27 protein-coding genes are annotated in these 26976 nt (G+C 65.6%); 12 read left to right on the forward strand and 15 right to left on the reverse strand.

Translation table 11 applies throughout. The features are described from left to right. Positions 1-9: 9 nt before the first annotated feature. The 4 genes from SIDU_RS06685 to rimP form a co-directional block, all read right to left on the reverse strand. Positions 10-666, reverse strand: a complete 657-nt coding sequence (locus SIDU_RS06685) for a DUF448 domain-containing protein (protein WP_007689040.1) — start codon at positions 664-666, stop codon at positions 10-12. Positions 667-864: 198 nt separating this feature from the next. After that, positions 865-1098, reverse strand: coding sequence for a tautomerase family protein (locus SIDU_RS19040; protein WP_007689038.1), 234 nt, complete (start codon positions 1096-1098; stop codon positions 865-867). Positions 1099-1104: 6 nt separating this feature from the next. Next, the gene (gene nusA, locus SIDU_RS06690) at positions 1105-2676 is read right to left on the reverse strand and encodes a transcription termination factor NusA (RefSeq protein ID WP_007689036.1); all 1572 of its coding nucleotides are present in this window, start codon (positions 2674-2676) and stop codon (positions 1105-1107) included. Positions 2677-2689: 13 nt separating this feature from the next. After that, positions 2690-3214, reverse strand: coding sequence for a ribosome maturation protein RimP (rimP, locus tag SIDU_RS06695; protein ID WP_007689034.1), 525 nt, complete (start codon positions 3212-3214; stop codon positions 2690-2692). Between the two features lie 166 nt (positions 3215-3380). Between rimP and SIDU_RS06700 the strand changes: the two genes are divergently transcribed. Further along, complete coding sequence (locus SIDU_RS06700; protein WP_007689032.1) at positions 3381-4514, forward strand: PQQ-dependent sugar dehydrogenase; 1134 nt, start codon at positions 3381-3383, stop codon at positions 4512-4514. Between the two features lie 141 nt (positions 4515-4655). On the opposite strand, the gene SIDU_RS06705 is transcribed toward SIDU_RS06700, so the two are convergent. From SIDU_RS06705 to tpiA, 3 genes are all read right to left on the reverse strand, one after another. Then, entirely contained in the window at positions 4656-6290 is a 1635-nt protein-coding gene (locus tag SIDU_RS06705; protein ID WP_007689030.1) for a CTP synthase, read from the reverse strand. A 91-nt stretch (positions 6291-6381) separates the two neighbouring features. Beyond that, positions 6382-6759, reverse strand: coding sequence for a preprotein translocase subunit SecG (gene secG, locus SIDU_RS06710; protein WP_007689028.1), 378 nt, complete (start codon positions 6757-6759; stop codon positions 6382-6384). A 228-nt stretch (positions 6760-6987) separates the two neighbouring features. After that, positions 6988-7728 carry a triose-phosphate isomerase gene (gene tpiA, locus SIDU_RS06715; RefSeq protein WP_007689026.1) on the reverse strand — a complete coding sequence of 247 codons (741 nt, stop codon included), beginning with the start codon at positions 7726-7728 and terminating at the stop codon, positions 6988-6990. A gap of 192 nt (positions 7729-7920) precedes the next feature. Between tpiA and SIDU_RS06720 the strand changes: the two genes are divergently transcribed. Both SIDU_RS06720 and trpE read left to right on the forward strand, forming a co-directional pair. Next, positions 7921-9870 (forward strand): peptidylprolyl isomerase, encoded by a 1950-nt coding sequence (locus SIDU_RS06720; RefSeq protein WP_007689024.1) that lies wholly within the window; start codon positions 7921-7923, stop codon positions 9868-9870. A gap of 25 nt (positions 9871-9895) precedes the next feature. Beyond that, positions 9896-11398 (forward strand): anthranilate synthase component I, encoded by a 1503-nt coding sequence (trpE, locus tag SIDU_RS06725; protein WP_007689022.1) that lies wholly within the window; start codon positions 9896-9898, stop codon positions 11396-11398. A gap of 211 nt (positions 11399-11609) precedes the next feature. On the opposite strand, the gene mltG is transcribed toward trpE, so the two are convergent. The 6 genes from mltG to fabD all read right to left on the reverse strand — a co-directional run bounded on the left by mltG (position 11610) and on the right by fabD (position 16992). Continuing rightward, on the reverse strand, positions 11610-12581 hold the full coding sequence (gene mltG, locus SIDU_RS06730) for an endolytic transglycosylase MltG (RefSeq protein ID WP_007689020.1): 972 nt from the start codon (positions 12579-12581) through the stop codon (positions 11610-11612). A gap of 10 nt (positions 12582-12591) precedes the next feature. Continuing rightward, positions 12592-13851, reverse strand: coding sequence for a beta-ketoacyl-ACP synthase II (gene fabF, locus SIDU_RS06735; protein ID WP_007689018.1), 1260 nt, complete (start codon positions 13849-13851; stop codon positions 12592-12594). Between the two features lie 178 nt (positions 13852-14029). Then, positions 14030-14263, reverse strand: a complete 234-nt coding sequence (locus tag SIDU_RS06740; protein WP_007689016.1) for an acyl carrier protein — start codon at positions 14261-14263, stop codon at positions 14030-14032. A gap of 236 nt (positions 14264-14499) precedes the next feature. Further along, positions 14500-15240: a 3-oxoacyl-[acyl-carrier-protein] reductase gene (gene fabG, locus SIDU_RS06745; RefSeq protein ID WP_007689014.1), complete on the reverse strand. Its 741-nt coding sequence runs from the start codon at positions 15238-15240 to the stop codon at positions 14500-14502. A gap of 1 nt (position 15241) precedes the next feature. Continuing rightward, entirely contained in the window at positions 15242-16048 is an 807-nt protein-coding gene (locus tag SIDU_RS06750; protein WP_025772065.1) for a crotonase/enoyl-CoA hydratase family protein, read from the reverse strand. 8 nt (positions 16049-16056) lie between these two features. Then, positions 16057-16992: an ACP S-malonyltransferase gene (gene fabD, locus SIDU_RS06755; protein WP_007689009.1), complete on the reverse strand. Its 936-nt coding sequence runs from the start codon at positions 16990-16992 to the stop codon at positions 16057-16059. Between the two features lie 128 nt (positions 16993-17120). Between fabD and SIDU_RS06760 the strand changes: the two genes are divergently transcribed. The 5 genes from SIDU_RS06760 (at position 17121) to SIDU_RS06780 (ending at position 22621) form a co-directional block, all read left to right on the forward strand. After that, positions 17121-18590, forward strand: a complete 1470-nt coding sequence (locus SIDU_RS06760) for an efflux transporter outer membrane subunit (RefSeq protein ID WP_007689007.1) — start codon at positions 17121-17123, stop codon at positions 18588-18590. Continuing rightward, on the forward strand, positions 18583-20097 hold the full coding sequence (locus SIDU_RS06765) for an efflux RND transporter periplasmic adaptor subunit (RefSeq protein WP_007689005.1): 1515 nt from the start codon (positions 18583-18585) through the stop codon (positions 20095-20097). The genes SIDU_RS06760 and SIDU_RS06765 overlap by 8 nt, the downstream gene beginning before the upstream one ends. 5 nt (positions 20098-20102) lie before the next feature. Then, positions 20103-20804 (forward strand): ABC transporter ATP-binding protein, encoded by a 702-nt coding sequence (locus tag SIDU_RS06770; protein WP_007689003.1) that lies wholly within the window; start codon positions 20103-20105, stop codon positions 20802-20804. 61 nt (positions 20805-20865) lie between these two features. Beyond that, on the forward strand, positions 20866-22071 hold the full coding sequence (locus SIDU_RS06775; RefSeq protein WP_007689001.1) for an ABC transporter permease: 1206 nt from the start codon (positions 20866-20868) through the stop codon (positions 22069-22071). 190 nt (positions 22072-22261) lie between these two features. Continuing rightward, on the forward strand, positions 22262-22621 hold the full coding sequence (locus tag SIDU_RS06780; RefSeq protein WP_007688999.1) for an RcnB family protein: 360 nt from the start codon (positions 22262-22264) through the stop codon (positions 22619-22621). A gap of 49 nt (positions 22622-22670) precedes the next feature. On the opposite strand, the gene SIDU_RS06785 is transcribed toward SIDU_RS06780, so the two are convergent. Beyond that, the gene (locus tag SIDU_RS06785; protein ID WP_007688997.1) at positions 22671-24074 is read right to left on the reverse strand and encodes a GntP family permease; all 1404 of its coding nucleotides are present in this window, start codon (positions 24072-24074) and stop codon (positions 22671-22673) included. Positions 24075-24394: 320 nt separating this feature from the next. Here SIDU_RS06785 and rpsF point away from each other — a divergent pair, with 320 nt between their 5' ends. The 4 genes from rpsF (at position 24395) to SIDU_RS06805 (ending at position 26291) form a co-directional block, all read left to right on the forward strand. Beyond that, positions 24395-24799: a 30S ribosomal protein S6 gene (gene rpsF / locus SIDU_RS06790; protein WP_007688995.1), complete on the forward strand. Its 405-nt coding sequence runs from the start codon at positions 24395-24397 to the stop codon at positions 24797-24799. A 13-nt stretch (positions 24800-24812) separates the two neighbouring features. Beyond that, the gene (gene rpsR, locus SIDU_RS06795; protein WP_004212076.1) at positions 24813-25037 is read left to right on the forward strand and encodes a 30S ribosomal protein S18; all 225 of its coding nucleotides are present in this window, start codon (positions 24813-24815) and stop codon (positions 25035-25037) included. Between the two features lie 13 nt (positions 25038-25050). Continuing rightward, positions 25051-25647, forward strand: coding sequence for a 50S ribosomal protein L9 (gene rplI / locus SIDU_RS06800; protein ID WP_007688987.1), 597 nt, complete (start codon positions 25051-25053; stop codon positions 25645-25647). A gap of 269 nt (positions 25648-25916) precedes the next feature. Continuing rightward, positions 25917-26291, forward strand: a complete 375-nt coding sequence (locus tag SIDU_RS06805; RefSeq protein WP_007688985.1) for a c-type cytochrome — start codon at positions 25917-25919, stop codon at positions 26289-26291. Positions 26292-26534: 243 nt separating this feature from the next. Here SIDU_RS06805 and SIDU_RS19780 read toward each other — a convergent pair whose 3' ends face one another. Further along, a complete protein-coding gene (locus SIDU_RS19780; protein WP_007688983.1) occupies positions 26535-26690 on the reverse strand; it encodes a hypothetical protein in 156 nt (51 codons plus the stop codon). Between the last annotated feature and the right edge of the window lie 286 nt (positions 26691-26976).

The following is a 26976-nucleotide window of genomic DNA, read 5'->3' on the forward strand; positions in this document are numbered from 1 at the left end:
AATGCTACCTCAGGCGCCCAGTGCCCCTGCGGAGTCACGCTCCCCATGCACCGGCGCTCCGTTAGCGCAACCCAGATAGCTTTCCAAGCGGCCTATGGCGCCGCGCAGACGTGACGCCGCACGCGAGTCGGTCACCGCGATATGGACGACATTGTCCCGCCCCATTGCCATAGATAGGGCGTGTCGGTCCACAGGCAAGACGATGCCCGCCAAATCCGTGCCCTCGGCCTCCTGTCCGACGCGGAGCGCCTGGTCCAGCTTCCGGTTGCCGTCGGCGGCAGCGTCGGCGGCGTGGAGCAGCAGCGTGACGTCGCCCTTGCGGCAGGCGACATCGATCTTTTCCGAGCCGGTCAGGACCATGGACGCCTTCGCCTCCAGGCCCAGGCGGTCGAGCAATGCCTTGCGCAGGCCGTCCTCTATGAGGGCGGGCAGCGTTTCGGGGATTTGCAGGTCGCCGGTCTTGAAGGCGCGGGCGAGCGCGCCCTTGAGCTTGCCCTTTGTCAGCGCCTGTTCAAGTTCGGCGCGGGTGACGCCGATCCAGGCGCCGCGGCCGGGGGCCTTGGCGCGGATGTCGGGCAGGATTTCGCCGTTCGGGCCGCAGGCGAGGCGCACCAGCATTTCCGGGTCGGCGCGGTCGCCGGACAGGATGCATTTGCGTTCGGTCATGCTTTTTCTCCCCTCCCTTCCAGGGAGGGGTTGGGGGTGGGTCGCGCGTAGCGCGCATCCGCCCTCGCCCAATCGCCGTTGCTGGCGATTGCTGATGCAATCGCACCCACCCTTGATCGGAGGCACGTGACTCCGATCAACCCCTCCCTGGAAGGGAGGGGAGTTGGTAGGGTAGCGCTATGGGGCGAGCTTAACCTCTCATCGGGAAGTGACCGCGGCATGGGCGTCCTCCCCTGCTTTGGGCGCGTCGCGGTCGGCGATGAGTTGGCCGCCTGCGCCGTAATTTTCCGTCGAAACCTCCGAAATCACCACCTGAACGGCAGCAGGCGACTTGCCCAGTCGCTCGACGAGCGACCGGGTGACGTCGGCGACGATGGCCGCCTTCTGCTCGCGGGTGGCGTTTCCGGCCAGACGGATGTCTACGAAGGGCATTGGCGCTTACGCTTCCTCGCCTTCGAACCAGTGGGCGCGGGCGGCCATGATGATCTCATTGCCCTGTTCCTCGGTGAGGCCATATTCGGCCAATATGCCGCCCTTGTCCTCTTCCTTGTTCTCGCGGCGGCGGCGCTGGTCGACGCGCTTCTTCGCGACCAGTTCGTCGGTGGCGAGATCGGCCAGATCGTCCAGCGTCTTGATGCCCGCCTTGCCCAGCGTCACCAGCATGGCTTCGGTGAGGTGCGGCATGTCGGCCAGCGCGTCCTCGACGCCCAGCGCCTGGCGTTCCTCACGGGCGGCGGCTTCGCGGCGGTCCAGCGCTTCCTGGGCGCGGCTCTGCAATTCGGCGGCAAGGTCTTCGTCGAAGCCCTCGATCGCGGCCAGTTCCTCGACGCCGACATAGGCGACTTCTTCCAGTTCGCCGAAGCCCTCCGCCACCAGAAGCTGCGAGAGGGTTTCGTCCACGTCCAGTTCGTTCTGGAACATCTCGGAGCGGGCGACGAATTCCTTCTGGCGCTTTTCGGACGCATCGGCCTCGGTCATGATGTCGATGGCCTTGCCGGTGAGCTGGCTGGCCAGGCGGACATTCTGGCCGCGGCGGCCGATGGCGAGCGAAAGCTGATCGTCGGGAACGACGACCTCGATCCGCTCCTCCTCCTCGTCGATGACGACGCGCGCGACCTGCGCGGGCTGGAGCGCGTTGACGACGAAGGTGGCGGTGTCTTCCGACCAGGGGATGATGTCGATCTTCTCGCCCTGCATTTCCTGCACGACGGCCTGCACGCGGCTGCCCTTCATGCCGACGCAGGCGCCGACCGGGTCGATGCTCGAATCGCGGCTGATGACGCCGATCTTGGCGCGGCTGCCCGGATCGCGGGCGGCGGCCTTGATCTCGATCACGCCGTCGTAGATTTCGGGCACTTCCTGCGCAAACAGCTTCTTCATGAATTCGGGATGGGCGCGGCTGAGGAAAATCTGCGGACCCCGGTTTTCGCGGCGCACGTTCAGGATCACCGAGCGGATGCGGTCGCCGACGCGGACGACTTCGCGGGGGATCTGCTGATCGCGGCGGATGACGCCCTCGGCGCGGCCGAGATTCACCACGACATGGCCGAATTCGACCGACTTGACGACGCCGGTGATGATTTCACCCACGCGGTCCTTGAATTCCTCATGCTGGCGCTCGCGCTCGGCGTCGCGGACCTTCTGGAAGATCACCTGCTTGGCCGACTGGGCGTCGATGCGGCCCAGGTCGATAGGAGGCAGCGGGTCGACGATGAAGTCGCCGATCACGGCGTCCTTCTTCAGCTTCTGCGCCTGGCGCAGGTCGACCTGCTTGAAATAATCGTCCACGACCTCGACCACTTCGACCACGCGCCACAAGCGCAGATCGCCGGTTTCCGGGTCCAGCTTGGCACGGATGTCGTTTTCCGCGCCGTAGCGGGCGCGGGCGGCGCGCTGGATCGCGTCTTCCATCGCCTCTATGACGATGGCCTTGTCGATCATCTTTTCGCTGGCCACCGAATTGGCGATGGCGAGCAGTTCGGCCTTGTTGGCGGAAATGGCGTTGGCCATGATCGTTAAACCCTTACTCTTCGGTTTCGAACTCGTCCGCCCCATCGGAGGAGAGCGGCATACTAGCAGCAATCAGCGCGTCGGTCAGTATCAGCTTGGCGTCGCCCACCAGCGCGAAGGGGATGGCGACGTCGCCGGCCTTGGCATCGGCGAACAAAATGTCCTCGCCCTCCACGCCTTTCAGCACGCCCCGGAAGCTCTTGCGGCCGGAGACGGTTTCGGTGGCGGCGATCTTCGCCTCATGCCCCGTCCATTCGAGGAAATCGGTGAGGCGGGTCAGCGGGCGGTCGATGCCCGGCGAACTGACCTCCAGACGATAGGCCTCCTCGATCGGGTCGGCTTCGTCCAGCACGTCCGAGAGGCGGCGGGAGATGGCGGCGCAATCCTCTATGACGAGCTGCTTCGTTTCAGGGCGCTCCGCCATGATCTGAAGCGTATATTCGTCGCCCGACCCGAACAGCTTGATGCGCACGAGGTCGAAGCCCAGGGCCTTCACCTCCGGTTCGATCAGGGCTGTCAGTTCGGCGATGTCCGCCATGAAGTCTCCACAAGCAATATGCAGCTTCCCTGTTGCCGCAGGCGTTCCGCCCGCGACCCCGACATGTTTGACGATGTAAGGAAGCAAGCGCGATATAGGCAGAATGCCGCAAAGCTGCAACATTATTTGTCGCGGGACATTTCATCGTCCGACGAGGAGGAAAAAGATGCGCCATTTCGCCCTGACCGCCCTGCCGCTAGCCCTGATCGCCTGTTCGGCGGACAATGCCACCGGGCAGAATGTCGCGACGGAAAAGCCGTTCAAGACGTCGGTGATCGCGGATTTCGAGTCTCCTTGGGCGATGGCCTTCCTGCCCGACGGGCGGATGCTGGTGACGGAGAAGGCGGGCGAGATGATCCTGTTCGATCCGAAGAATGGGACGAAAATTCCCGTCGCGGGGATTCCGCCGGTGGACAGCGCAGGTCAGGGCGCGCTGATGGACGTAGTGCCAGCGCCCGGCTTTGCGAAGAATGGGACGGTTTATTTCAGCTTTTCGGAGGCGGGTCCGGGCGGCAAGGGCGTGGCGCTGGCCACCGGGCGTTTCGATCAGGCGAGCGACGGGACGACCAAGCTGGACGGGGTGAAGGTGATTTTCCGGGCCAGCCCCTATGTCGAGGGCAACGGCCATTATTCGGGGCGGATCGCCTTTTCGCCGGACGGGAAATATCTGTTCTTCACCAATGGCGAGCGGCAGAAATTCGATCCGGCGCAAGATCCGAAATCGACCTTGGGCAAGGTATTGCGGTTGAATTTGGATGGAAGCCCGGCGGCGGGCAATCCGCTGGCGGCGAAGGGGTTTCATCCTGCGGTCTGGTCCTATGGGCATCGCAACCTGCTGGGGATCGCCTTCGACAAGGACGGGCGGCTGTGGGAGCAGGAAATGGGGCCCAAGGGCGGGGATGAGGTCAATCTGATCAAGCCGGGGTTGAATTATGGCTATCCCCTCGCCTCCAACGGCAGCCATTATGATGGGCGGGACATTCCCGATCATAAGGCGGGCGACGGTTTCGAGGCGCCGAAGGTCTGGTGGAATCCGGTGATCTCTCCGGGCGGGCTTGTCTATTATTCGGGCGACCTGTTTCCGCAGTGGAAGGATTCGCTGTTCATCGGCGGGCTGTCGAGCAAGGCGCTGGTGCGGGTGAAGCTGGACGGGGAGAATGCCGCCAAGGCCGACCAGTGGGACATGGGCGCGCGTATCCGCGAGGTGGAGCAAGGTCCGGATGGGGCGCTCTGGCTGCTGGAGGATGGCGGGCAAGGGTCGCGGGGGCGGTTGTTGAAGTTGACGCCTGTCCAGGGGTGATCCGTGTTCCTGCGTAGGCAGGAACCCAGTTCAGACGGTGCATTTCAACTTAGACGGCGGGACTGGGCTCCTGCTTTCGCAGGAGCACGATATCCATATTTCGGTGTAGGAGAAAACGGGGCCTTTGCGGCCCCGTTCCTCTTACACCAGCCGGCTCTGCTTCACCGCCGCTTCGATGAAGCTGGCGAAGAGCGGATGCGGGTCGAAGGGTTTGGACTTGAGTTCCGGGTGGAACTGCACGCCGACGAACCAGGGGTGGTCGGGCCGCTCGACGATTTCCGGGAGCGTGCCGTCGGGGGACATGCCGGAGAAGATCAGCCCGCCCTTTTCCAGCGGTTCGCGATAGCCCGCGTTCACCTCATAGCGGTGGCGGTGCCGTTCGCTGATGTCGGTGGCGTCATAGATGCCCGCGACGACGCTGTTGCCGGTGAGCTTCGCCGGATAGGCGCCCAGGCGCATGGTGCCGCCAAGGTCGGTTTCGGCGGTGCGCTTCTGCAGGCCTTCCTTGCTCATCCATTCGGTGATGAGGCCGACGACCGGCTCGCTGGTTTCGCCGAATTCGGTGGTGGAGGCGTTGGCGATGCCCGCCGTGTTCCGCGCCCCCTCTATGCAGGCCATCTGCATGCCGAGGCAAATGCCGAAGAAGGGCACGTTGCGTTCGCGGGCGAATTTGACGGAGGCGATCTTCCCCTCCGACCCGCGCACGCCGAAGCCGCCGGGGACGAGGATGCCGTGCATCGGTTCCAGGCGGGCGGCGATGTCCGCGCCCTCTTCCTCGAACAGCTCGGCGTCCAGCCATTTGATGTTGACCTTCACCCGGTTGGCGAAGCCGCCATGGGTCAGCGCCTCATAGAGCGACTTGTAGGCATCGGGCAGGCCGACATATTTGCCGACGACGCCGATGGTGACCTCGCCCTCCGGATTCTGCTGCCGGTCCATGATGTCGTGCCAGCGGTCCAGCTTGGGCGCGGGGGCGTTTTCGATGCCGAAGGCGCGCAGCACTTCATCGTCCAGCCCTTCGGCATGATATTGCGTCGGGACCGCGTAGATGCTGCTGGCGTCGAGCGCGGGGATGACCGCTTCGGGACGGACATTGCAGAAGAGGGCGATCTTGCGCCGCTCGCTTTCCGGCAGCGGATGTTCGCAGCGGCAGAGCAATATGTCGGGCTGGATGCCCAGCGACGTCAGTTCCCGCACGCTGTGCTGGGTCGGCTTGGTCTTCAGCTCGCCCGCCGCCGCGATATAGGGGACCAGCGTCACATGGACGAAGATGGAGCGGTTGCGCCCCAGATCGTTATGCAACTGGCGGATCGCCTCCATGAAGGGGAGCGATTCGATGTCGCCCACCGTGCCGCCGATCTCGCACAGCACGAAATCGAGGTCGTCGGAGTCGGCCAGGGCGAAGGCCTTGATCTCGTCGGTGACGTGCGGGATCACCTGAACCGTCGCGCCCAGATAGTCGCCGCGCCGTTCGCGCTGGATGATGGTCTGATAGACCCGGCCCTGCGTCACATTGTCCGACTGCCGCGCCGAAACGCCGGTGAAGCGCTCATAATGGCCAAGATCGAGGTCGGTTTCCGCCCCGTCGTCGGTCACATAGACCTCGCCATGCTGATAGGGACTCATCGTGCCCGGATCGACGTTGAGATAGGGATCGAATTTCCGAATGCGCACACGGAAACCTCGCGCCTGCAGCAGTGCTGCGAGCGAAGCGGCCATCAGGCCCTTGCCAAGCGAGGAGACCACGCCGCCGGTGATGAAAATATACCGCGCCATGGGAGGAGAGGCTTAGCCTTTTACAAACGAGTTGGGCAAGCGCGCGAATCATCGCGCGTGCGAAAAAAGATCGAAATGACCGTAAGGCGGCTTAGTTGGCGAGCGGAACCGCGCCGTTGGCGGCATTGCCGCTCGCCGCGCCAGCAGCGCCGGCCAGCGGATCGTTGCCGGTCGCCGGGGCCGGACCGGATGCCGGAGCGGCCGGCGCCTGCTTCACCAGAGAGGTGTCGATGTCGCTCGGCCGGTGCTGGATCGAGGCGATCACCGCGAGCACGACCGACAGCGTCACGAAGATGCCGGCGAGAACCGTGGTCGATCGGGTCAGAAAGTCCGCCGCGCCGCGCGCCGACATGAACCCCGCCGGGCTGCCGCCGACGCCCAGGCCGCCGCCTTCCGACTTCTGCATCAGGATGACGGTGACCAGCAGGGCAGCGACGATGGCCTGCACGACAAGGATGAAGGTGAACATGAGACGAATATCTGTCCGGTAAAGGGTGCGTTGACGCGCACATAGCGATGATGGCGCGCCGGGGCAACCGCCCCCGTCCTCTCCCCCTCCCGCAGGCGGGAGGGGTTGGAGGTGAGTGGGCGGCGGCATGCGGCGTTATCGCATGGTTGATGGCATGGAAGCTCGCTGCGCTCGCACCCACCCCTTCCCCCTCCCTTGAAAGGGAGGGGCTTATTTTTTTTGTTGGGGTCAGGCCGCCGCCGCGATCACCGGGGCGAATTTCGCCGCCGTCAGGCTCGCGCCGCCGATCAGGCCGCCGTCGACATCGGCCAGCGCCAGAAGCTCCGCCGCATTGTCGCCGTTCATCGATCCGCCATAGAGGATTCGCATCGCGTCGGCATCCGCGCCGATCCGGCTCGCCAGCGCGGCGCGCAGGGCGGCGTGCATCGCGGCGACCGCTTCCATTGTGGGGATCCGGCCCGTGCCGATGGCCCAGATCGGTTCATAGGCGATGGCCAGCCAGTCGGACGCCGCGCCTTCCGGCAAGGAGGCGAGCAGTTGCGCCGAAACCACCGCCTCCGCATCCCCCGCGTCGCGCACGTCCAGGCTTTCGCCCACGCAGAGGATGACCTTCAGCCCCGCAGCCTTGGCCGCCAGCGCCTTCGCCGCGATGTCCGCGTCGGTTTCGCCCTGGTCCTGCCGCCGCTCGCTATGGCCGACGATGGTCCAGCTTGCCCCGGCTTCGGCCAGCATGGCGGCGGAGAGGCAGCCGGTATGCGCGCCGCTTTCCTTCATATGGCAGTCCTGCGCGCCGATGAAGGCCGCGCCCTTCACGCCGTCCGCCGCCGAAATCAGCGTCGCGGGCAGGCACAGCCCGACTTCCGCCGCCGGATAGTCGCGCGCCAGCCCGCCAATGGCCTCCACCTCGCCCAATTGGGCGCGCAGGCCGTTCATCTTCCAGTTGCCGACAACCAGCTTCCGCCTGCTCATCGATCTTTCCCCTTATGCTTTTGCTGCACGGTCCCCTGCGGCGCGGCTCTCCAATCCGCGCGCCGGGTTGGCCGAGCCGATGAACGGCGTGCGGGCATTTGTCCAGCCTTGGCGCCCCACCGCCCCTTGCCCACGCGACGATCCGCCCTTAAAGCGGGCCGCCATCAAAGCCGCTTTTACGGACTTTCCTCCATGCTTTCAGTCTTTCGCCGTTTCATCCGCTCCAAATTGGGCGCCTTTGCGGCCCTGATCTTCCTGGGGATCATCGCGGCCGCCTTCATCATGGGGGACATCACGAGCGGCAAGTTCGGATCGTCCATGGGCGGCGGCGAAACCGCGGCCAGGGCGGGCGGAGCGCGCCTCACCATGACCGAATTCCAGGACCGGGTGCAGCGCGTGTTCGAAAATGCGCGCCGGTCCAATCCGGGGTTGCAGATCGGCGACTTCCTGGCGCAGGGCGGCGCGGCGCAGGTCTATGACCAGCTTGTCGCGTCGATGACGCTGAAGGAATATGCGAGCGACCAGAAGGTCCATATCTCCAAGCGGCTGGTCGATGCCCAGATCGCGCAGATCCCCGCCTTCCAGGATGCAGCCGGCAATTTCAGCCAGGAGAATTTCCGGCAGTTGCTGCTGCGCGAACGGATCACCGAGCAGGCGCTGCGCGACGACATCAGCCGGGAGATATTGGAGCGCCAGATGCTCGCCCCCTTGGGACTCGGCGTGAAGCTGACCGACTCCATGGTGCTGCCCTATGCCTCGCTGCTGCTGGAGGCGCGCCAGGGCACCATCGCCGTCATTCCCGCCACCGCTTTCAAGGACATCGCCGACCCGACCGACGCGCAGCTTGACGACTTCTACAGGAAGAATGCGGCGCGCTACACCATTCCGGAACAGCGCCGCATCCGCTATGCCGTGATCGACGCCGAACGCTTCGCCCAGGCGGCGCAGCCGACCGATGCGGAAATCGCCAGCTATTACAACCAGAACAAGGCAGCCTATGCCGCGAAGGAAAGCCGCAGCTTCGAGCAGTTGATCCTGCCGACGCAGGCCGCCGCGAAGGCGATCGCGGATCAGGTGAAGGGCGGCAAGTCGCTCGCCGCCGCAGCGCAATCGGCCGGCCTCTCCGTCTCCGAACTGAAGGACCAGAGCCGGGAGGCGCTGGCCTCCGCCGCGTCCGCCGCCGTCGCCAATGCCGGTTTTGCCGCGAAACAGGGCGAGCTGGTGGGGCCGCTGCGTGGATCGCTGGGCTGGGTGCTGCTGCGGGTCACGGCGGTCAGCACGACCCCGGCCCGCGCCCTGGCGGCGGTGCGGGACGAGATCGTCGCCGCGCTGCGCGCACAGAAGGAAAAGCGGCTGCTCAACGACTTCACCGGCAAGATAGAGGATCAGATCGCCAATGGCGGCAGCTTCGATGAAGTGGTGAAGGACAATGGCCTGAAGCTGGAGACCACGCCCTTCCTCGTCTCCTCCGGCAAGCAGGTGGAGGATGCCGCCTATCAGGTTCCGGCCGACGTGAAGCCGCTGCTCGCCCCCGTCTTCGGCATGAGCCAGGACGACGACGCGCAACTGGTTCCGATCGTGGCGGAGAAGCGCTATGCGCTGGCCGCGCCCGGCGACATCCAGGCCGCCGCGCCGCCGCCGCTCGCCAAGGTGAAGCCGCTGGTGGCGATGCAGTACAAGCTCGCCCAGGGCAATGAGAAGGCCAAGGCGCTGGCCGAGCAGATCCGCGCCAAGGTCGCCAAGGGCATGAAACTGGACGAGGCGGTCGCCTCCGCCGGCGTCGCCCTGCCCAGGCCGCAAGTGGTGGGCGGCCGCCGCGCCGACATCATGCGCGACGGCCAGCGTCCGCCCGCCGAGGTGGCGATGCTGTTCACCATGGCGACCAACAGCGTGAAGACGCTGCCCGCCGGGCAGGATCGGGGCTATTTCGTGGTGCAGTTGAACGGCATCAAGCGCGGCGACGCGGGCAGCGACAAGGCGCTGGTCAACCAGGTTCGCGACCAGCTCAGCGAAGTGGTGGGCCAGGAATATGGCCAGCAGTTCGAGCGCGCCGTCGAAAAGGAACTGGGCGTCAAGCGCAACCCCAATGCCGTGGCCTCCGTCCAGCGCGCGCTGGCCAGCGCCAATGGCGGCGGTCAGTAAGATGGGCGCAGGGGGACCGGCGGCAATGGACGGCATGGAAAGCGCGCGCAAGGCACTGGCGGCGGGTCGATCCGCGCTGGTGTGGCGGCGCCAGATCGCCGACACCGACACGCCGATTTCCGCGGCGCTCAAATTGTTCGAGGCCGACCGTGGCGACTTCCTGCTGGAATCGGTCGAGGGCGGCGCGGTGCGGGGCCGTCACAGCCTGATCGGCCTGGCCCCCGACCTCGTCTTCCGGGCGCAGGGCCATGCGGCGGAGATCAACCGGCAATGGGCGACCGACCGGCAGGCCTTCGTGCCGGAAGGCGCCTACGCGCTGGATGCTTTGCGGGCGCTGGTGGCGGAATGCCGGGCGGAACTCGACCCGGCGCTGCCCGCCGCTCTGGCCTGCCTGGTCGGCTATTTCGGCTACGAGACGGTCGGGCTGGTGGAAAAGCTGCCGCGTCCGCCTGAAAATTCTATCGCTCTGCCGGACATGCTGTTCGTGCGGCCGACCGTCATATTGGTGTTCGACCGGCTGGCCGACGCGCTGTTCCTGGTCGCGCCGGTGTGGAAGGGCAGCTTTGCCGATGCCGACCGCGCCGTCGAGCAGGCGCTGGAGCGGATCGATGCGGTCGCCGCGAAGCTGGCGGCCCCCCTGCCCGCGCCGGCCGCCCCGGCCGAGATCGCCGATGTCGCGGTGACGCCGGTGCTGGAGCCGGGCCGCTACGCCGCGATGGTCGAGAAGGCGAAGGATTATATCGTCGCGGGCGACATTTTTCAGGTGGTGCTGGCGCAGCGCTTCACCAGCCCGTTCACCCTGCCGCCGATTGCGCTTTACCGGGCGTTGCGGCGGATCAATCCCTCGCCCTTCCTTTATTATCTCGACCTGCCCGGCTTTGCGCTGATCGGGTCGAGTCCGGAAATATTGGTTCGGGCGCGGGACGGCGAGGTCACGATCAGGCCCATCGCCGGCACCCGCCCACGCGGCCGGAATGCCGTCGAGGACGCCGCCAACCGCGAAAGCCTGCTGGCCGATCCCAAGGAACGAGCAGAGCATCTGATGCTGCTCGACCTGGGGCGCAACGATGTGGGACGGGTGGCGACGGCGGGCAGCGTGACCGTGACGGACAGCTATAGCGTCGAATTCTACAGCCATGTGATGCATATCGTGTCGAACGTGGTGGGACGGCTGGCTCCCGACAAGGACGCGCTCGACGCCTTGTTCGCGGGCTTTCCGGCAGGGACCGTATCGGGAGCGCCCAAGGTGCGCGCCTGCGAGATCATCGCGGAACTGGAGCCGGAAACGCGGGGGGCCTATGCCGGGGGCGTCGGCTATTTCGGGCCGGACGGCAATATGGATAGCTGCATCGTGCTGCGCACCGCCGTGCTCAAGGACGGGGTGATGCATGTGCAGGCAGGGGCCGGCATCGTCGCGGATTCGACCGCGGAATATGAACAGCGGGAGTGCGAGGCGAAAAGCGGCGCATTGCTCGCCGCCGCGCGGGAAGCGGTGGCGTTGGCGCGCGAGTCGGGGTTTGGGCAGTAGAGCCGGCGATTGGCGGCGGCGGGTTGTGCCAGTTGCGGACGTCAGTTTCCCGTCACCCCGGACTTGATCGGGGTCCCGCTTTCCTTCTGAGTGCTGCGCCTCGTCCAAGGCAGCGGGACCCCGGATCAAGTCCGGGGTGACGAATAGGGAGAGGGGTGACGAATAGGGGAACGTCCGCTCCCCACCCAAGCGCGCCATCGGTCCGCTCACTTCAAAGCTCCCCCCTCGCCCGCCGGATTTCGAACCATTTGCGCACATTGTCATTATGCTCTTGCAGCGTGTCCGCGAAGATATGGCCGCCCTTCCCGTCCGCGACGAAGTAGAGCGCCTTCGTTTCCGCCGGGTGCAGCACCGCCAGGATCGACAGGCGGCCCGGATTGGCGATCGGTCCCTTGGGCAGGCCGATCATCGCATAGGTGTTATAGTCGTTGACCGCCGCGATTTCGGATTTCCTGATCCGTCGGCCCAGGGGCTTGCCCTTGGTGATCGGATAGATGATCGTCGGATCGGCCTGCAACATCATGCGCGCCTTCAGGCGATTGCCGTAAACCCCCGCAACGGTCGGCCGTTCCGAAGGCACCGCCGTTTCCTTTTCGACGATGCTGGCAAGGATAATGGCTTCCCTGGGCGTTTTCGCGACCGTGTTCGGCGCCCGCTCCGCCCACATCTTGGCGAGCGCCTTGCTCATGGCATCCTGCATCCGCTTCAGCACTGCCGCCCGGCCTTCGCCCTTGTCGAAGGCATAGCTGTCGGGCAGCACGCTGCCTTCCTCCGGCACAGGAATCTCGCCGGTCAGTTCCTCATTCGCCATCAACCGCTCATGCACCAATATGGAGGGCATGCCTTCCGGTATGGTGATCAGCCGGGTCAGCGTCCTGCCGCCCTGGAGGATGCGGAAAATATCGGAATTGCTGGCGCCCTTGGGGATCAGGAATTCGCCCGCCTTGATCGACTTGCCGCGGCCGAAGACCTTGGCCCGCGTGAGGAAAGCGTCGGCCGAGCGCACCGCCCCCTTTTGTTTCAGGAGAATGGCTGCGTCCGCGATGGTCGAACCTTCCGGCACGACCAGCGTGATGTCCTTCATCGCCGGGCCGGTTTCGGTCCAGCCATGGACGAAGCGGAACGCTACGAACGCCGCGACGGCCAGGCCGATCAGCACTATGCCAAAGCCAAGCCGCCGCATTGGAGCCTTCTCAGACCGCCTTCATGATGAGGGAGGCGTTGGTCCCGCCGAAACCGAAGCTGTTGTTCAGCACGGCCCGCACCTTGCGTTCCTTGGCGACATGCGGGACCAGGTCGACGCCCTTGCAGCTTTCGCTCGGCTCGTCGAGGTTCAGCGTCGGCGGCACGATCTGGTCGCGCAGCGCCAGGATGCAGAAGATGCTCTCCACCGCGCCAGCGCCGCCCAGCAGGTGGCCGATGGCCGACTTGGTCGAACTCATCGACATGGTGCCCAGATGATCGCCGAACAGCCGCTTCACCGCGCCCAGTTCCAGTTCGTCGCCCAGAGGCGTCGAGGTGCCATGCGCGTTCACATAATCGATGTCGCCCAGGCCCAGGCCCGATTTCTTGAGCGCCATCTCCATCGAACGATAGGCGCCATGGCCCTCCGGATGGGGGGCGGTCACGTGATAGGCGTCGCCCGACAAGCCATAGCCGACCACTTCGGCATAGATTTTCGCGCCGCGCGCCTTGGCCCGCTCATATTCCTCCAGCACGACCACGCCCGCGCCCTCGCCCATGACGAAGCCGTCGCGGTTGACGTCATAGGGTCGCGAAGCCTTTTCCGGGCTGTCGTTGAAGGCGGTCGAGAGCGCGCGCGCCTGCGCGAATCCGGCGATGCCGATGGGGCAGATCGCGCTTTCCGCGCCGCCGGCCAGCATCACGTCGGCATCGTCCAGCGCGATCATGCGGGCGGCGTCGCCGATGGAATGTGCGCCGGTCGAACAGGCGGTGACGACGGCATGGTTGGGGCCCATCAGGCCATATTTGATCGAAACCTGCCCGGAGATCAGGTTGATCAGGCGGCCATGGACGAAATGCGGACTGACCCGGCCCGGCCCACGGTTCGCCAGCACCAGCGATTCGCTTTCGATGCCCGGCAGGCCGCCGATGCCCGAGCCGATGGAGCAGCCGGCGCGCAGCCGCTCCTCCTCGCTCATATCGTCCAGCCCCGCGTCGCGCAGCGCCTGGCTGGCGGCGGAAATGCCGTAGACGATGAAGGGGTCGACCTGCCGCTGGATCTTGTGATCGACGTCCAGCCCGGCGTCATAGCCATATTCATGATCCGCCGGCTTCACTTCGCAGGCGATGCGGCACTTATACTCACTGGCGTCGAAGCGCGTGATCGTCGCCGCGCCGGACTTGGACGCGATGATGTTCTTCCAGGTCGTTTCCACATCCCCGCCAAGCGGGCTGACCATGCCAAGGCCGGTTACGACAACACGACGCATATGCTTGCTCCGAAAAATCTTTTTGGCTCAACGCCGCCCATCTAACCCTTCGAAAGGGGATTGTGAACGGGGACCAGATGCGAAAAGGCTCCCCAAGACCCGGTTTCGCCGGACAGGAGGAGCCTTTTCCTTTTCAAACGCGGCGGCCACCCGTCTTCGGGCAGGCCGCCAGGCGCCCTTACTGCTTGCTGTCGATATAATCGATGGCATCCTTGACGGTGGCGATCTTTTCCGCCGCGTCGTCGGGGATTTCGACGCCGAATTCTTCCTCGAACGCCATCACCAGCTCGACGATGTCCAGGCTGTCAGCGCCCAGATCGTCGATGAAGCTCGCATCCTCGGTCACCTTTTCGGCTTCGACGCCCAGATGCTCGACGACGATTTTCTTTACGCGATCCGCGGTCTCACTCATGAGTGGTCCTTCTTACTGGGTATCGTTGATGGTTCTGAATATCTGTTAAGGCATGCCCTAGAGGCAAGCCCAACGAGAGGCAAGAGGCAAGAGACAATCGGGTGGCATCGCCCCACCTGCGTTCGACTCTTCAGCCCCGATGGCACAAGGCGGCGGCTTTGCAAATGCCCAAAATTTCCGGGCGCGATGGAATAAAGCCGCAGCGTGGGACTTTGGGATCGACCGATCCTTCCCCTTCAGATCATCGCCATGCCGCCATTGACGTGCAGCGTCTGGCCGGTGACGTAACCCGCTTCCTTGCTGGCGAGATAGACCACAGCCGCGCCGATATCCTCGCCCGCGCCCAGGTCGCCCGCCGGAATCTTCGTCAGGATCGCGCTTTTCTGCGCGTCGTTCAGCGCGTCGGTCATGGCCGAACGGATGAAGCCCGGCGCGACGCAGTTCACGGTGATGCCCCGGCTCGCCAGTTCCTGGCCCAGCGACTTGGACATGCCGATGATGCCCGCCTTCGACGCCGCATAATTGGCCTGGCCCGGATTGCCGGTGACGCCCACGACGGAGGTGATGGAGATGATGCGGCCGAAACGGGCCTTCATCATCGGCTTGGCGGCGGCGCGGGCAAGGCGGAAGGCCGCCTCCAGATTGACCGAGATCACGTCCGACCATTCCTCATCCTTCATCCGCAGGATCAGGTTGTCGCGGGTGATGCCCGCATTGTTGACGAGGATGTCGATCTTCCCGCCCAGCGCTTCGACCGCCTGCCCCACCAGCGCGTCGACCGCCGCCGGATCGCCGAGGTTGCAGACCAGAATCTTGTGGTCCCCGCCCAGTTCCGCGGCAAAGGCCTTCAGCTTCTCCTCATTGCTGCCCGAAAGGGCCAAGGTGGCGCCCTGCGCGGCGAGGGCTTTCGCGATGGCGGAGCCGATACCCCCCGAAGCGCCCGTCACCAGCGCGGTCATGCCTGTCAGATCGAACATTCTAATCTCCCTTGAAGTTCGGCGTCCGGCGCTCGAAAAAGGCGTCTATCGCCTCGTCATGATCCGCCGTCGCATGGGCCAGCGCCTGCATCGCGCCCGCCATTTCCATGATCTGGTTCAATTCCGCCGTCTGCGCGGCGCGCAGCAGCCGCTTGGTCATGCGCGTCGCGTGCGGCGGATTGGCGGCGATCTTGTCCGCCACGGCCCGCGCCGCCGCCAGCAGGTCGGCGTCCGGCACCACCTCGCTCACCAGCCCGATGCGCAGCGCCTCCTGCGCGTCGATGGTCTCGCCGGTCAGCGCCAGTTCGGTCGCCTTGGAAAAGCCGACGATGCGCGGCAGCAGCCAGGCCCCGCCATCGCCCGACACGATGCCCAGCTTCACGAAGGACTCGGCGAATTTGGCCGATTCCGCCGCGATCCTGACGTCGCACATCAACGTCAGGTCGCAGCCAGCGCCGATAGCGGGGCCATTGACCGCCGCGATCACCGGCAATTCCAAAGCCTGGAACAGCAAAGGCAATCGCTGGATTCCCGCCCGGTAATTGCGCCGCGTCTGCGCAGGCAGCCCCGCCCGCAACCCGCCCGCATCAGGCCGCATCGCATTCAGGTCGCCGCCGGAGGAAAAGGCGCTCCCCGCCCCGGTCAGGATCGCGACGCGGATCGACAAATCCCGCTCCGCCTCCTCGAACACAGCGCAGAGCGCATCGACCATCGCCGGATCGGAGATCGGATTGCGCCGGTCCGGCATGTTGAGCGTGACCGTCAACACGGCCCCGTCGCGGCTGGTCAGGACGGGAGCGCTGCTCATGCCGCCGGTCACAGCGCGCCCAGCGCGGCCTCTATATCGTCCATCGTCACGATGCTGCGCACGGTGGCGTCGGGCGCGATGCGCTTGACCATCGGTCCCAGCACCTTGCCGCCCAGTTCGACGAATTCGGTCACGCCCGCGTCCCACATCGCCGCGACGGATTCGCGCCAGCGGACCCGGCCCGTCACCTGCTCCACCAGCCGCAGCTTGATCTCTTCCGGATCGGCAATCGCGCTCGCCAGCACATTGGCATAGACCGGCAGCAGCGGCGTGCCGATCGCCGCCTTGCCCAGCGCTTCCTCCATCGCCTCGGCGGCGGGCTGCATCAGCGGGCAGTGGAAGGGCGCCGACACCGGCAGCAGCACGCCGCGCTTGATGCCATGGTCCTTGACCAGCGCCACCGCGCGCTCGATGGCCCCGCGATGCCCAGAAATCACCACCTGGGTCGGGTCATTGTCGTTGGCGACGGTGCACACCTCGCCCTCGGCGGCAGCGTCGGCCAGTGCCTGCGCCTTTTCGATATCCGCGCCCAGCAGAGCCGCCATCGCGCCTTCGCCCACCGGCACGGCGGCCTGCATCGCCCGCCCGCGCAGCTTCAGCAGCTTCGCCGTGGTGCCGATGTCGAACGCCTCCGCCGCGCAGAGCGCGCTATATTCGCCAAGGCTGTGCCCGGCGACATAATCGCCCTTTTCCGCCAGCGAAAAACCGCCCTCCCTCTGCATCACGCGCAGGGTCGCCAGCGCATTGGCCATGATCGCGGGCTGGGCATTCTCCGTCAGCGTCAGGTCGCTTTCCGGCCCCTCCACCATGATGCGGAACAGATGCTGCGACAGGGCGTCGTCGACCTCCTGAAACAGCTCCTTCGCGGCCGGGCTGGCGTCGGCCAACGCCTTGCCCATGCCCACCGACTGGCTGCCCTGCCCCGGAAAAAGAAATGCCCTCATCATCCACCTTCTGACCTGCGCGCCCCTGCAAAAGCGCAATTTTTCAAAGCCGTTACACTTTGAGACACAAATGCCGTTGAGGCGCCCGGCCCATTTCGGCAGTTCTCGCTGGAGGACCGCCTTTAACGATGACGGAGTATAAGGAAAAGGTGCGATATCGCTTTGGATGGATCACGGGAACCGCGTTGGTCCTGTCGGGCTGCGCGGCCGGCCCCGATTATCGCGCCCCCGCCCCCGCAGCGCTCGGCGTGCCGGCGGCCTATATCCAGGGCGCCGGCGCTCCGCTGGACGAGGCGGAACTGGCCGCCTGGTGGACGCGGCTCGACGATCCGGCGCTGAGCGGCCTCATCGACCGGGCCATCGCCCATAATCTGGACATCGTGCAGGCGCAGGCGCGCCTTCGCCAGGCGCGGGAATCGCTGCGGCAGGCAAGGGCCGCCTTCCTGCCGCAGGTGAACGGATCGGCCAGCGGCGGGCGCAACTACAGCAGCCGGGATGCGGGCGGCCGGCTGGACCCCAGCGGCAATCCGATCGGCGGCGGCGGCTCCAACTGGTCGAGCAGCTATTCGGTGGGCGCCAATGCAAGCTGGCAGGTCGACCTGTTCGGCGAGCTTTCCCGTTCGGCGGAGGCTGCGCGGGCCGATCTTGCCGCTTCCGGATACGACCTCGCCAATGTGCGTGCGACGATCGTCTCCGAACTCGTCACCAACTATGTGCAGGCGCGCCTGGCGCAGGAGCAGTTGCGCATCGCGCGCGAGACGCAGGCGATCCAGCAGGACAATTACAATATCGCCAGCTGGCGGCTTCAGGCGGGCCTGGTTTCCTCGCTGGACGCAGAGCAGGCGCGGGCGCAACTGGCGCAGACCAACGCGACCGTGCCCCAGCTTGAGGCGAGCCTTCGGGGCAGCCTCAACCGCATCGCAGTGCTGACGGGGCAGGCGCCCGGCGAAGCGACCCGGAGCCTTGAAACCCCCGCCCCGATCCCCGCCGCGCCCGCGCAGATCGCCACCGGCATCCCCGCCGACACGCTGCGCCAGCGGCCGGACGTGCGCTCGGCCGAACGGGCGCTGGCCGCCGCAACGGCGCGCATCGGCGTGGCGCAGGCGCAGCTTTATCCCTCATTGGGCATCAGCGGCAATATCGGCACGACCTCCAACAGCTTCAAAGACCTGTTCAGCCTGGTCACCGGCGGCGTCTTCGCCAATGTGGCGCAGGTCATCTTCGACGGCGGACGCCTCGCCTCGCAGGTCCGTTCGCAACGGGCGGCGACCGACGCCGCCTTCGCCGCCTACAAGCAGGCGGTGCTGTCCGCTCTGGAGGATGTGGAGAATGCCATGGTGTCGCTGTCGAGCGCCCGCGCCCGCAAGGCGGAGTTCGCGACCGCCTATGAAGCGTCGAACAACGCCGCGATCCTGGCGCGCAGCCAGTATCAGGCGGGCCTGATCGATTTCCAGACGCTTTCCCAGAGCGAGAACAGCCTTTTGAATGCGCGCAACAGCCTTGCCGGCGCGCAATCCGACGAAGTCCTTGGCCTGGCCCAGCTCTACAATGCGCTGGGCGGCGGCTGGCAGAATATGGAAAACCGTCCCAATGACTAACGATGCGACCAGCGATCAGGGCCTGAACGACTTTCTGGGGGAGCGGCCCGAAAGGCCGTGGCGCAAATGGGCGGTCCGGGGCGCGGTCGGCGTCGCCCTGCTGATCCTCGTCCTGCTGCTTGCCCGCTGCTTTTCGGGGGACGACAAGCCCAATTACGCGACGCGGGAAGTGCGCAAGGGCGACCTCACCGTCTCCGTATCCGCCACCGGCAATCTGAAGCCCATCAACCAGGTCGATGTCGGTTCAGAACAGTCGGGCAAGATCACGGCGGTCCATGTCGATGTGAACGACCGCGTGACCAGGGGGCAGAAGCTGGCCGAACTCGACACCCGGCGGCTGGTGGACACGATCAACCAGAACCGGGCGCAGCTTGCCTCCTCGCAGGCTGGCGTTGCACAGGCGGAGGCGCAGGCGGCGCTGGCCAAGGCGACGCTCGACCGCCAGCTCAACGTGTTCAAGCTCTCCGGCGGGCGCGTTCCCGCCAGGACGGAACTGGATGCCGCCCGCGCCGACTACAGTTCCGCCCTCGCCAACCTCCGCTCGGCGCAGGCGCAGGTTCGCGTTTCGCAGGCGCAGCTTTCCACGGCGCAGACCAATCTTTCCATCGCCCAGATCGTCTCGCCCGTGACCGGCGTCGTCCTGTCCCGCGACATAGAGCCGGGACAAACCGTCGCCGCCTCGCTGAACGCGCCGGTCCTTTTCACCATCGCCGAAGACCTGACCCAGATGGAGGTGGAGGTTTCGGTCGACGAAGCGGATGTCGGACAGGTGAAGGAAGGCCAGAGCGCCAATTTCTCCGTCGACGCCTTCCCCGGCCGCACCTTTCCGGCGCGGGTGACGCGGGTCAATGTCGGCTCCAACAGCGCCAGCGCCAGTTCCTCCTCCTCATCGGGCAGCAGCGCGGCCAGCAGCACGACGGGCACCGTCGTCGCCTATACGGCGGTGCTGTCGGTGGACAACAAGGACGAGATATTGCGCCCCGGCATGACCGCGACCGCCGACATCGTGACGCAGGAACTGCATGACGTGCTGCTCGTCCCCAACAGCGCGCTTCGCTTCAAGCCCAGCGCGGGCAACCAGGGCGGCGGCATCACCAGCCAGATCGTCCCCGGCCCCCGCCGTTTCCGCCGGGGCGGCGCGAACCGGCAGGTCAGCTTCGGCATCGGCAGCAGCCAGACCGTCTACGTCGTGGGCGAGGACGGCAATCCCAGGGCAGTGCAGGTGACCGTCGGCGCCAGCGACGGCGCGCGCACGGTCATCACCGGCGGCGGCCTCAAGCCCGGCATGCGCGTCATCACCGGGCAACTTGCCGCCGGCCAGCAGGCTCCGGCGGAGGACCAGGCCGATGGCGGTTCGCGGGGCGGCGGACCGCGTGACCGCAACCGCAGGCCGGAAGGCGACCGCTCCACCGACGGCAGCCCGGCGACCGTCGGCAAGCTCGGCAATTCGGGCGGCGGGAAGGCGGAAACAGCGCCGGTCCGCACCGGCCGCCAGAGCGGAAGCTGACGCGCATGGCGGCCGATCCGATCATCTCCCTGCGCGGCGTCACCAAGGTCTATGGTGCCGGCCCGACCGCCTTTCAGGCGCTGAAGGGCATCGATCTCGACATTGCGCAGGGCGATTTCGTGGCGGTCATGGGGCCTTCCGGCTCCGGCAAGTCGACGACGATGAACATATTGGGCTGCCTCGACGTGCCCACGGGCGGGGAGTTCCTGTTCAAGGGGCGGCATGTCGAAACGCTCGACCGCGACCAGCGCGCCCTGCTGCGCCGCCGCTATCTGGGCTTCGTGTTCCAGGGGTTCAACCTGTTGTCCCGCACCACGGCGCTGGAGAATGTCGAGTTGCCCCTGCTCTATCGCGGCGAGGACAAGAAGACCCGATATGAGGCCGGCATGGCCGCGCTGGACAAGGTCGGCCTGAAGGACTGGTGGGACCACACGCCCGCCGAACTGTCCGGCGGGCAGCAGCAGCGCGTCGCCATCGCCCGCGCCATCGTGACCCAGCCCGACGTGCTGCTGGCGGACGAGCCGACCGGCAACCTCGATTCCGAAAGATCGGTGGAGATCATGGAACTGCTGACCGACCTCAACCGCAATGGCGGCATCAACGTGCTGATGGTGACGCATGAGCCGGACATGGCCGCCTTTGCGCGGACCATCGTGCATTTCAAGGACGGGCTGGTGGAGCGGGTCGAGCAGGGGGTGACGGCGTGATGGCGATACCCTCCCCCGTCAATCCCGCGAAGGCGGGAATGAACGAAGGCGCGCGCGAAAGATGCTAGGCACCACCGTCATCCTCGCCTTCCGGGCGATCAACCGGCACAAGCTGCGCAGCTTCCTCACCACGCTGGGTATCATCATCGGCGTGGCGGCGGTCGTCACCATGGTCACGCTGGGCAATGGCGCGACCGCCGCCGTGCGCGAGCAGATCAGCTCGCTCGGCGCCAATGTGCTGCAACTCCGCCCCGGCCAGGGTTTCGGCCGGGGCGGCGGCGGCCCGCGCCCGCCCGACTTCAAGCCCGCCGACCTGACCGCCATCGAAAACCAGCTTACCGGCGTCCGCGCCGTGGCGCCGATGGTGCAATCCAGCGGCACGGCCATTTACGAAGGCAGCAACTGGTCCACCACCGTCTACGGCACCACCGCCGCCTATTTCGAGGTGCAAAGCTGGAAGGCCGATACCGGCCGCCTTTTCATGCCGGAGGAGGAGGAGGCGGGAAAACCCGTCTGCATCATCGGCAATACGGTGCGCACCAACCTGTTCCAGAGCAATGACCCGGTCGGCAAGCGCATACGCATCAAGGGCGTATCCTGCCAGGTGATCGGCGCGCTCGCCACGCGGGGCCAGGGCGGATTCGGGGATCAGGACGATGTCGTCGTCATGCCGATCAAGTTCGTCCAGCGCCGCTTCACCGGCGACCGCGACATCAGCCAGATCATGGTCGCGGTGGACGACGCCTACGACACCAGCGCGGTCCAGGCCAGCCTGGAGGAACTGATGCGCGAACGCCGCAAGGTGAAGCCGGGCGCGGAGGACAATTTCAACGTCTTCGACACCAAGCAGATCAGCGACACGCTGACCGGCACCACCACCATATTGACGCAGATCGTGGCGGCGGTGGCGGCGATTTCCCTGCTGGTCGGCGGCATCGGCATCATGAACATCATGCTGGTTTCGGTAACGGAGCGCACGCGGGAGATCGGCATCCGCCTCGCCATCGGCGCGGTCGCGCGCGAAGTGCTGATGCAGTTCCTGGTCGAGGCCATCGTGCTGTCCTGCCTGGGCGGGCTGATCGGCCTGTTCCTGGCGCTGGTCGCGTCGGTCGCGATCGCGCCGCTGATGCAGGTGCCCTTCATCTTCGACGTGAAGGTGAATGTGATCGCCTTCCTCTTTTCGGCCGCCATCGGGGTGGTCTTCGGCTATTTCCCGGCCCGACGCGCCGCCGCGCTCAACCCCATCGACGCCCTGCGCCACGAATGACGGCGGACCGAAAGTTCCTTCAAGCCCTTGAAAGGCGGTCTTTTCTGAACCGATATTCAGACTAATTCCGCTTCTGTTACAATTTTCGACAATCCTTGGGCATGGTCGGCACAGGCCTGCGACAAATGGCTCCTAATTCTGTCTTCAACGCCGGGAGAGCCGGCCGGAGCAAGAAAGAAGGAGCAAGATCATGTTCAAGAAGATTCTGATGGGCCTGGCCGCCACCGCCATGACCGCCAGCCCGATGGTCGCCTCGCAGGCGCAGGCCGCGCATCAGCGTGAAGTCCGCCAGGTCGTGAAGCACGGCCCCCACGGCCGCACCGTCACCCGGACCACGGTGGTCCGCAAGGACAATCATCGCCGCTGGGCCAAGGGGCAGCGATTCGACCGTCGCTATGCGACCAACTATCGCGTGATCGACAATTATCGCGGCTATCGCCTGAACGCCCCGCCGCGCGGTTACCGCTGGGTCCGCTCCGGCAATGACGCGGTCCTGATCGCCATCACCAGCGGCATCATCGGCACGGTCGTCGCAGGCGCCCTCCGCTAAGCCGGCCATATCGGCCGGAACGCTCCGGAGCCACGCTCCGGGGCGTTTTTCATGTCAACCCCGTCAGATAATAGACCGCGATCACCACGAACACGGTGAAGGTCTTGATCAGGGTCAGCGCGAAAATATCCTTATAGGCCTGCCGATGGGTCAGCCCCGTCACCGCCAGCAGGGTGATGATGGCCCCGTTATGCGGCAGGCTGTCCATGCCCCCGCTCGCCATGGAGGCCACCCGATGCAGCACCTCGCGCGGGATGCCCGCCGCGTCCCCCGCCGCCGCGAACTGCTCCGCCATAGCCGCCAGCGCTATCGACAGCCCGCCCGAAGCAGACCCCGTGATCCCGGCAAGCGACGTCACCGTGATCGCCTCATTGACCAACGGATCGGGCACGGCCCTCAGCGCCTCCTTCACCACCAGGAAACCCGGCAGCGCCGCGATCACCGCGCCGAAGCCATATTCGACCGCCGTATTCATCCCCGCCAGCAGGGCGCCGCCCACCGCCGCCTTCGACCCGTCGGCGAAGCGCCGCGCCACGGGGCGGAAGGCAAAGAGCAGGATCGTCCCGATGCCCAGCAGCAAGGCGCCCTCCACGGCCCAGAGCGCAGCGACCTGCGCCACCTTCGCCGCGACCGGATCGGTCAAGCCGGGCAGCGACATGCTAACCTCCTCCCCCGCAGCCAGGCGCGGGATCAGCATGGTCAGCGCCAGATTGCCCAATCCCACCACCAGCAACGGCAGCAGGGCGACCAGCGGATGCACGGCCCGCCCGCCCATGTCCGCCGCCTCCGGTTCGTTCACCAGCGTCTCCGGCGCGCCATAGCCCTCCCCCGCCGCCCGCATCGCCCGCCGGCGCCAGCCCAGATAGGCAAGGCCCAGCCCCATGATGCAGGCCGATCCGATCAGCCCCAGCACCGGCGCCGCCCAGGCGGTCGTGCCGAAGAAGCTGGTGGGGATGATGTTCTGGATCTGCGGCGTCCCCGGCATCGCGTCCATGGTGAAGGTGATCGCCCCCAGGCCGATGGTCGCGGGCACCAGCCGCTTGGGGATGTCGCCCTGCCGGAACATCTCGGCGGCGAAGGGATAGACGGCGAACACCGCCACGAACACCGAAACCCCGCCATAGGTCAGCAGCGCGGTCACCAGCATGATCGCCGGGATCGCCCTCTGCGCCCCCACCAGCCCGATCACAGCCGTCACGATGACACGCGAAAAGCCCGAAATCTCGATCAGCTTCCCGAACAGAGCGCCCAGCAGGAAGACCGGGAAATAGAGTTTCAGGAAGCTCCCCACCTTGTCCATGAACAGGCCGGAAAAGACCGCCGGCACCGCGGCCGGATCGGTCAGGAACACCGCCAGCATCGCCAGCAACGGCGCCATCACGATGACGCTCATCCCCCGATAGGCCGCGACCATCAGCAAAATCAGCGAAAGCGCCGCGATCCCGACCGCCATTACCATCTCCCCCAGAAATCACATCCGTTCGCACTGAGCTTGTCGAAGTGCTTTCCTTACTTTTCCATGGATAGAAGGAAGTGGAAGGCGTCGACAAGCCTGTCCTGAGCCCGTCGAAGGGCTCAGCCCGAACGGAGGAGGGATTGGCTCAAACCCTTTCAACTCTTCCTTGCCTTTCCCCCGCATTTCCGCCATAGGCGCCGCTTCGCTTGGCCGGAGGTGACTCGCGGCCCTGCGAACGAATGCTTATGGACGACAGCCGGAGGGGCGTTCCGCATGGGGCGGGCGTCAGCGATCGGCCAACAGATGAGGCAATATCCATGGCTCTTTACGAGCATGTGTTCCTTGCGCGCCAGGATCTGGCACAGGCGCAGGTGGACGCCCTGGCGGAAACCGCCACCAAGATCGTCGAGGAAATGCAGGGCAAGGTGACCAAGGTGGAAACCTGGGGCCTGCGCAGCCTGGCCTACAAGATCGCCAAGAACCGCAAGGCGCACTATGTGATGCTGAACATCGACGCCCCCGCCGGCGTCGTCGCGGAACTGGAACGCCAGACCCAGATCAACGAAGACATCATCCGCTACATGACCATCAAGGTCGATGAGCTGGAAACCGGCCCGTCGGTCATGATGCGCAAGCAGGAACGCGCCGAGCGCGGTCCGCGCGGCGAGCGTGGCGATCGCGGCCCGCGCCGCGAGCGCGAAGAAGCCCCGGCTGGCGAATAAGGAGATCTGAAACATGGCACGCCCGTTTTTCCGCCGCCGCAAGAGCTGCCCCTTCGCCGCCAAGGATGCGCCGAAGATCGATTACAAGGACGTCCGTCTGCTCCAGGGCTTCGTGTCCGAGCGCGGCAAGATCGTCCCCAGCCGCATCACCGCGGTGTCCGCCAAGAAGCAGCGCGAACTGGCCCAGGCCATCAAGCGCGCCCGTCACCTGGGCCTGCTGCCCTACATCGTGAAGTGAGGGAGTAAGACCCATGGAAATCATTCTCCTCGAACGGATCGAGAAGCTGGGCGCCATCGGCGACGTCGTCACCGTGAAGGACGGTTACGCGCGTAACTACCTGCTGCCCAACAAGAAGGCGCTGCGTTCGAACGCCGCCAACAAAAAGGTGTTCGAAGCCAACCGCGCCAAGATCGAGGCGGACAACGCCGCCCGCCGCTCGGACGCCGAAAAGGCTGCCGAAGGCGTCAACGGCAAGCAGATCGTCCTGATCCGCCAGTCGTCCAACGCCGGCCATCTCTACGGTTCAGTCGCCGTCCGCGACGTGGTGGAAGCGCTGCACGCCGATGGCGTCACCAACGTCACCAAGGCGATGGTCGTGCTGGAACGCCCGATCAAGGCGCTGGGCGTGTTCGACGTCAAGGTCGCGCTGCACCCGGAAGTCGCCGTCACCATCACGGTGAACGTCGCCCGCTCGCCGGAAGAAGCAGAGCTTCAGAGCCAGGGCGTGGACGTGATGGCCGACCTGTTCGAAAAGGACGAGAGCGGCTTCATCGAAGATTATGATCCGAATGCGGAACCCGGCGAAATCGCCGTGGAAGCCGAAGAAGCTCCGGCCGAAGAAGCCTGAGCCTTCCTTTCGGAACGACAATAGGAAAGCCGCCCCTCACCGGGCGGCTTTTTTATTGGCGCCGGGTTGTCGGCAGATGGGGAGAGAGGCTGTCCGGCGGACCTGGGAGGGCAGCACCCCAACCCAGAGCGCCGAACAGCCTTTCCGCCGCTCTCCATAGAGCGCCCTTCCGGCGCGCTCTTCAATTCCCGTTCAGATTCAGGCTGCTATTCGCCATTTACGCACCCCGGCATGAATTCCAGCCGGTCATCAAGGGAAGAGGACAATCGATGATTTCGAGGTTCGCCGCGCTCGCCGCTTCCATGCTGATCGCGAGCCCCGCGCTCGCCCAGGCGGGCGACGCCGCCAAGGGCAAGGCGGTCTTCGCCCGCTGCATGGCCTGTCATGCGGTCGATCCGGGAGTCAACCGTCTGGGTCCGTCGCTCGCGGGAATCGTGGGCCGGCCATCCGGCGCGGCTCCGGGTTTCGCCTATTCCGCCGCGATGAAGAAAGCCAGTATCCGCTGGGACGCCAAGTCGCTGGACGCTTTCCTGACCAAGCCGTCCGCCAGCGTGCCGGGCAACAAGATGATGTTCGCGGGCCTGCCCAATCCCGCGGATCGCGCCAATCTGATCGCCTATCTCGCCAGCGCGGGCAGGAAATGATCTGAAAACCATGCCATGAAGATTTTCCGCCTGCTTGGGAAATCCCTCCAGGCAGGCGGGCAATTCAACATTCGAAGGACTGAGGGATTTGGGTGGTTTCCCGCCACTCCTCCTTTCGTCACCCCGTGCTTGACTCGGAGTGACGGGAAGTAGCCAACGCGCTCCAGCGCCGATCGGCATTCGGTTCAGCGCGAGAAGGCGGACGATGGCCAGCCTTATCCCACTTCACGGAAACACCCCGGTTCAAAGCCCCAGGCGGCTCCAGAACTCGTCGGGCTTGACCGGCGTCCCGCTTTCGGATGGACGTTCGGGACGGGTCCAGGAGGAATGGGGAATGTGGATCTGCGGGCTGGCGCCGAATCGGCGTTGGCGGCGGGAACGAATGGCATTGCGGGTCATCGTCTTCTCCTGTCGAGGAGGAACACGAAACCTTGCGTCGTCGCTTCAGTACCGTGCGCTTTAGCCGTTGGTGACGCGGAGCAAGCTGACATCCTTCAAAAGCCGCGGAGCGTTGCGCTCGGCAATATATCTACTGTATTTGTAGAGAGATGGAAGATAGCTTTGCTTAAGTCGTGCAGACCGCAGGTTTCGCGGCACAGCCGGCCCGAGTTCGGTCATTTAGAGAACAAGGGTGAGACGCGCCTGTCAGAACACCACATTGTAGAGGAACCAGCCCATGATCAGC

The organism is Sphingobium indicum B90A (assembly GCF_000264945.2).
GTDB lineage: Bacteria > Pseudomonadota > Alphaproteobacteria > Sphingomonadales > Sphingomonadaceae > Sphingobium > Sphingobium indicum.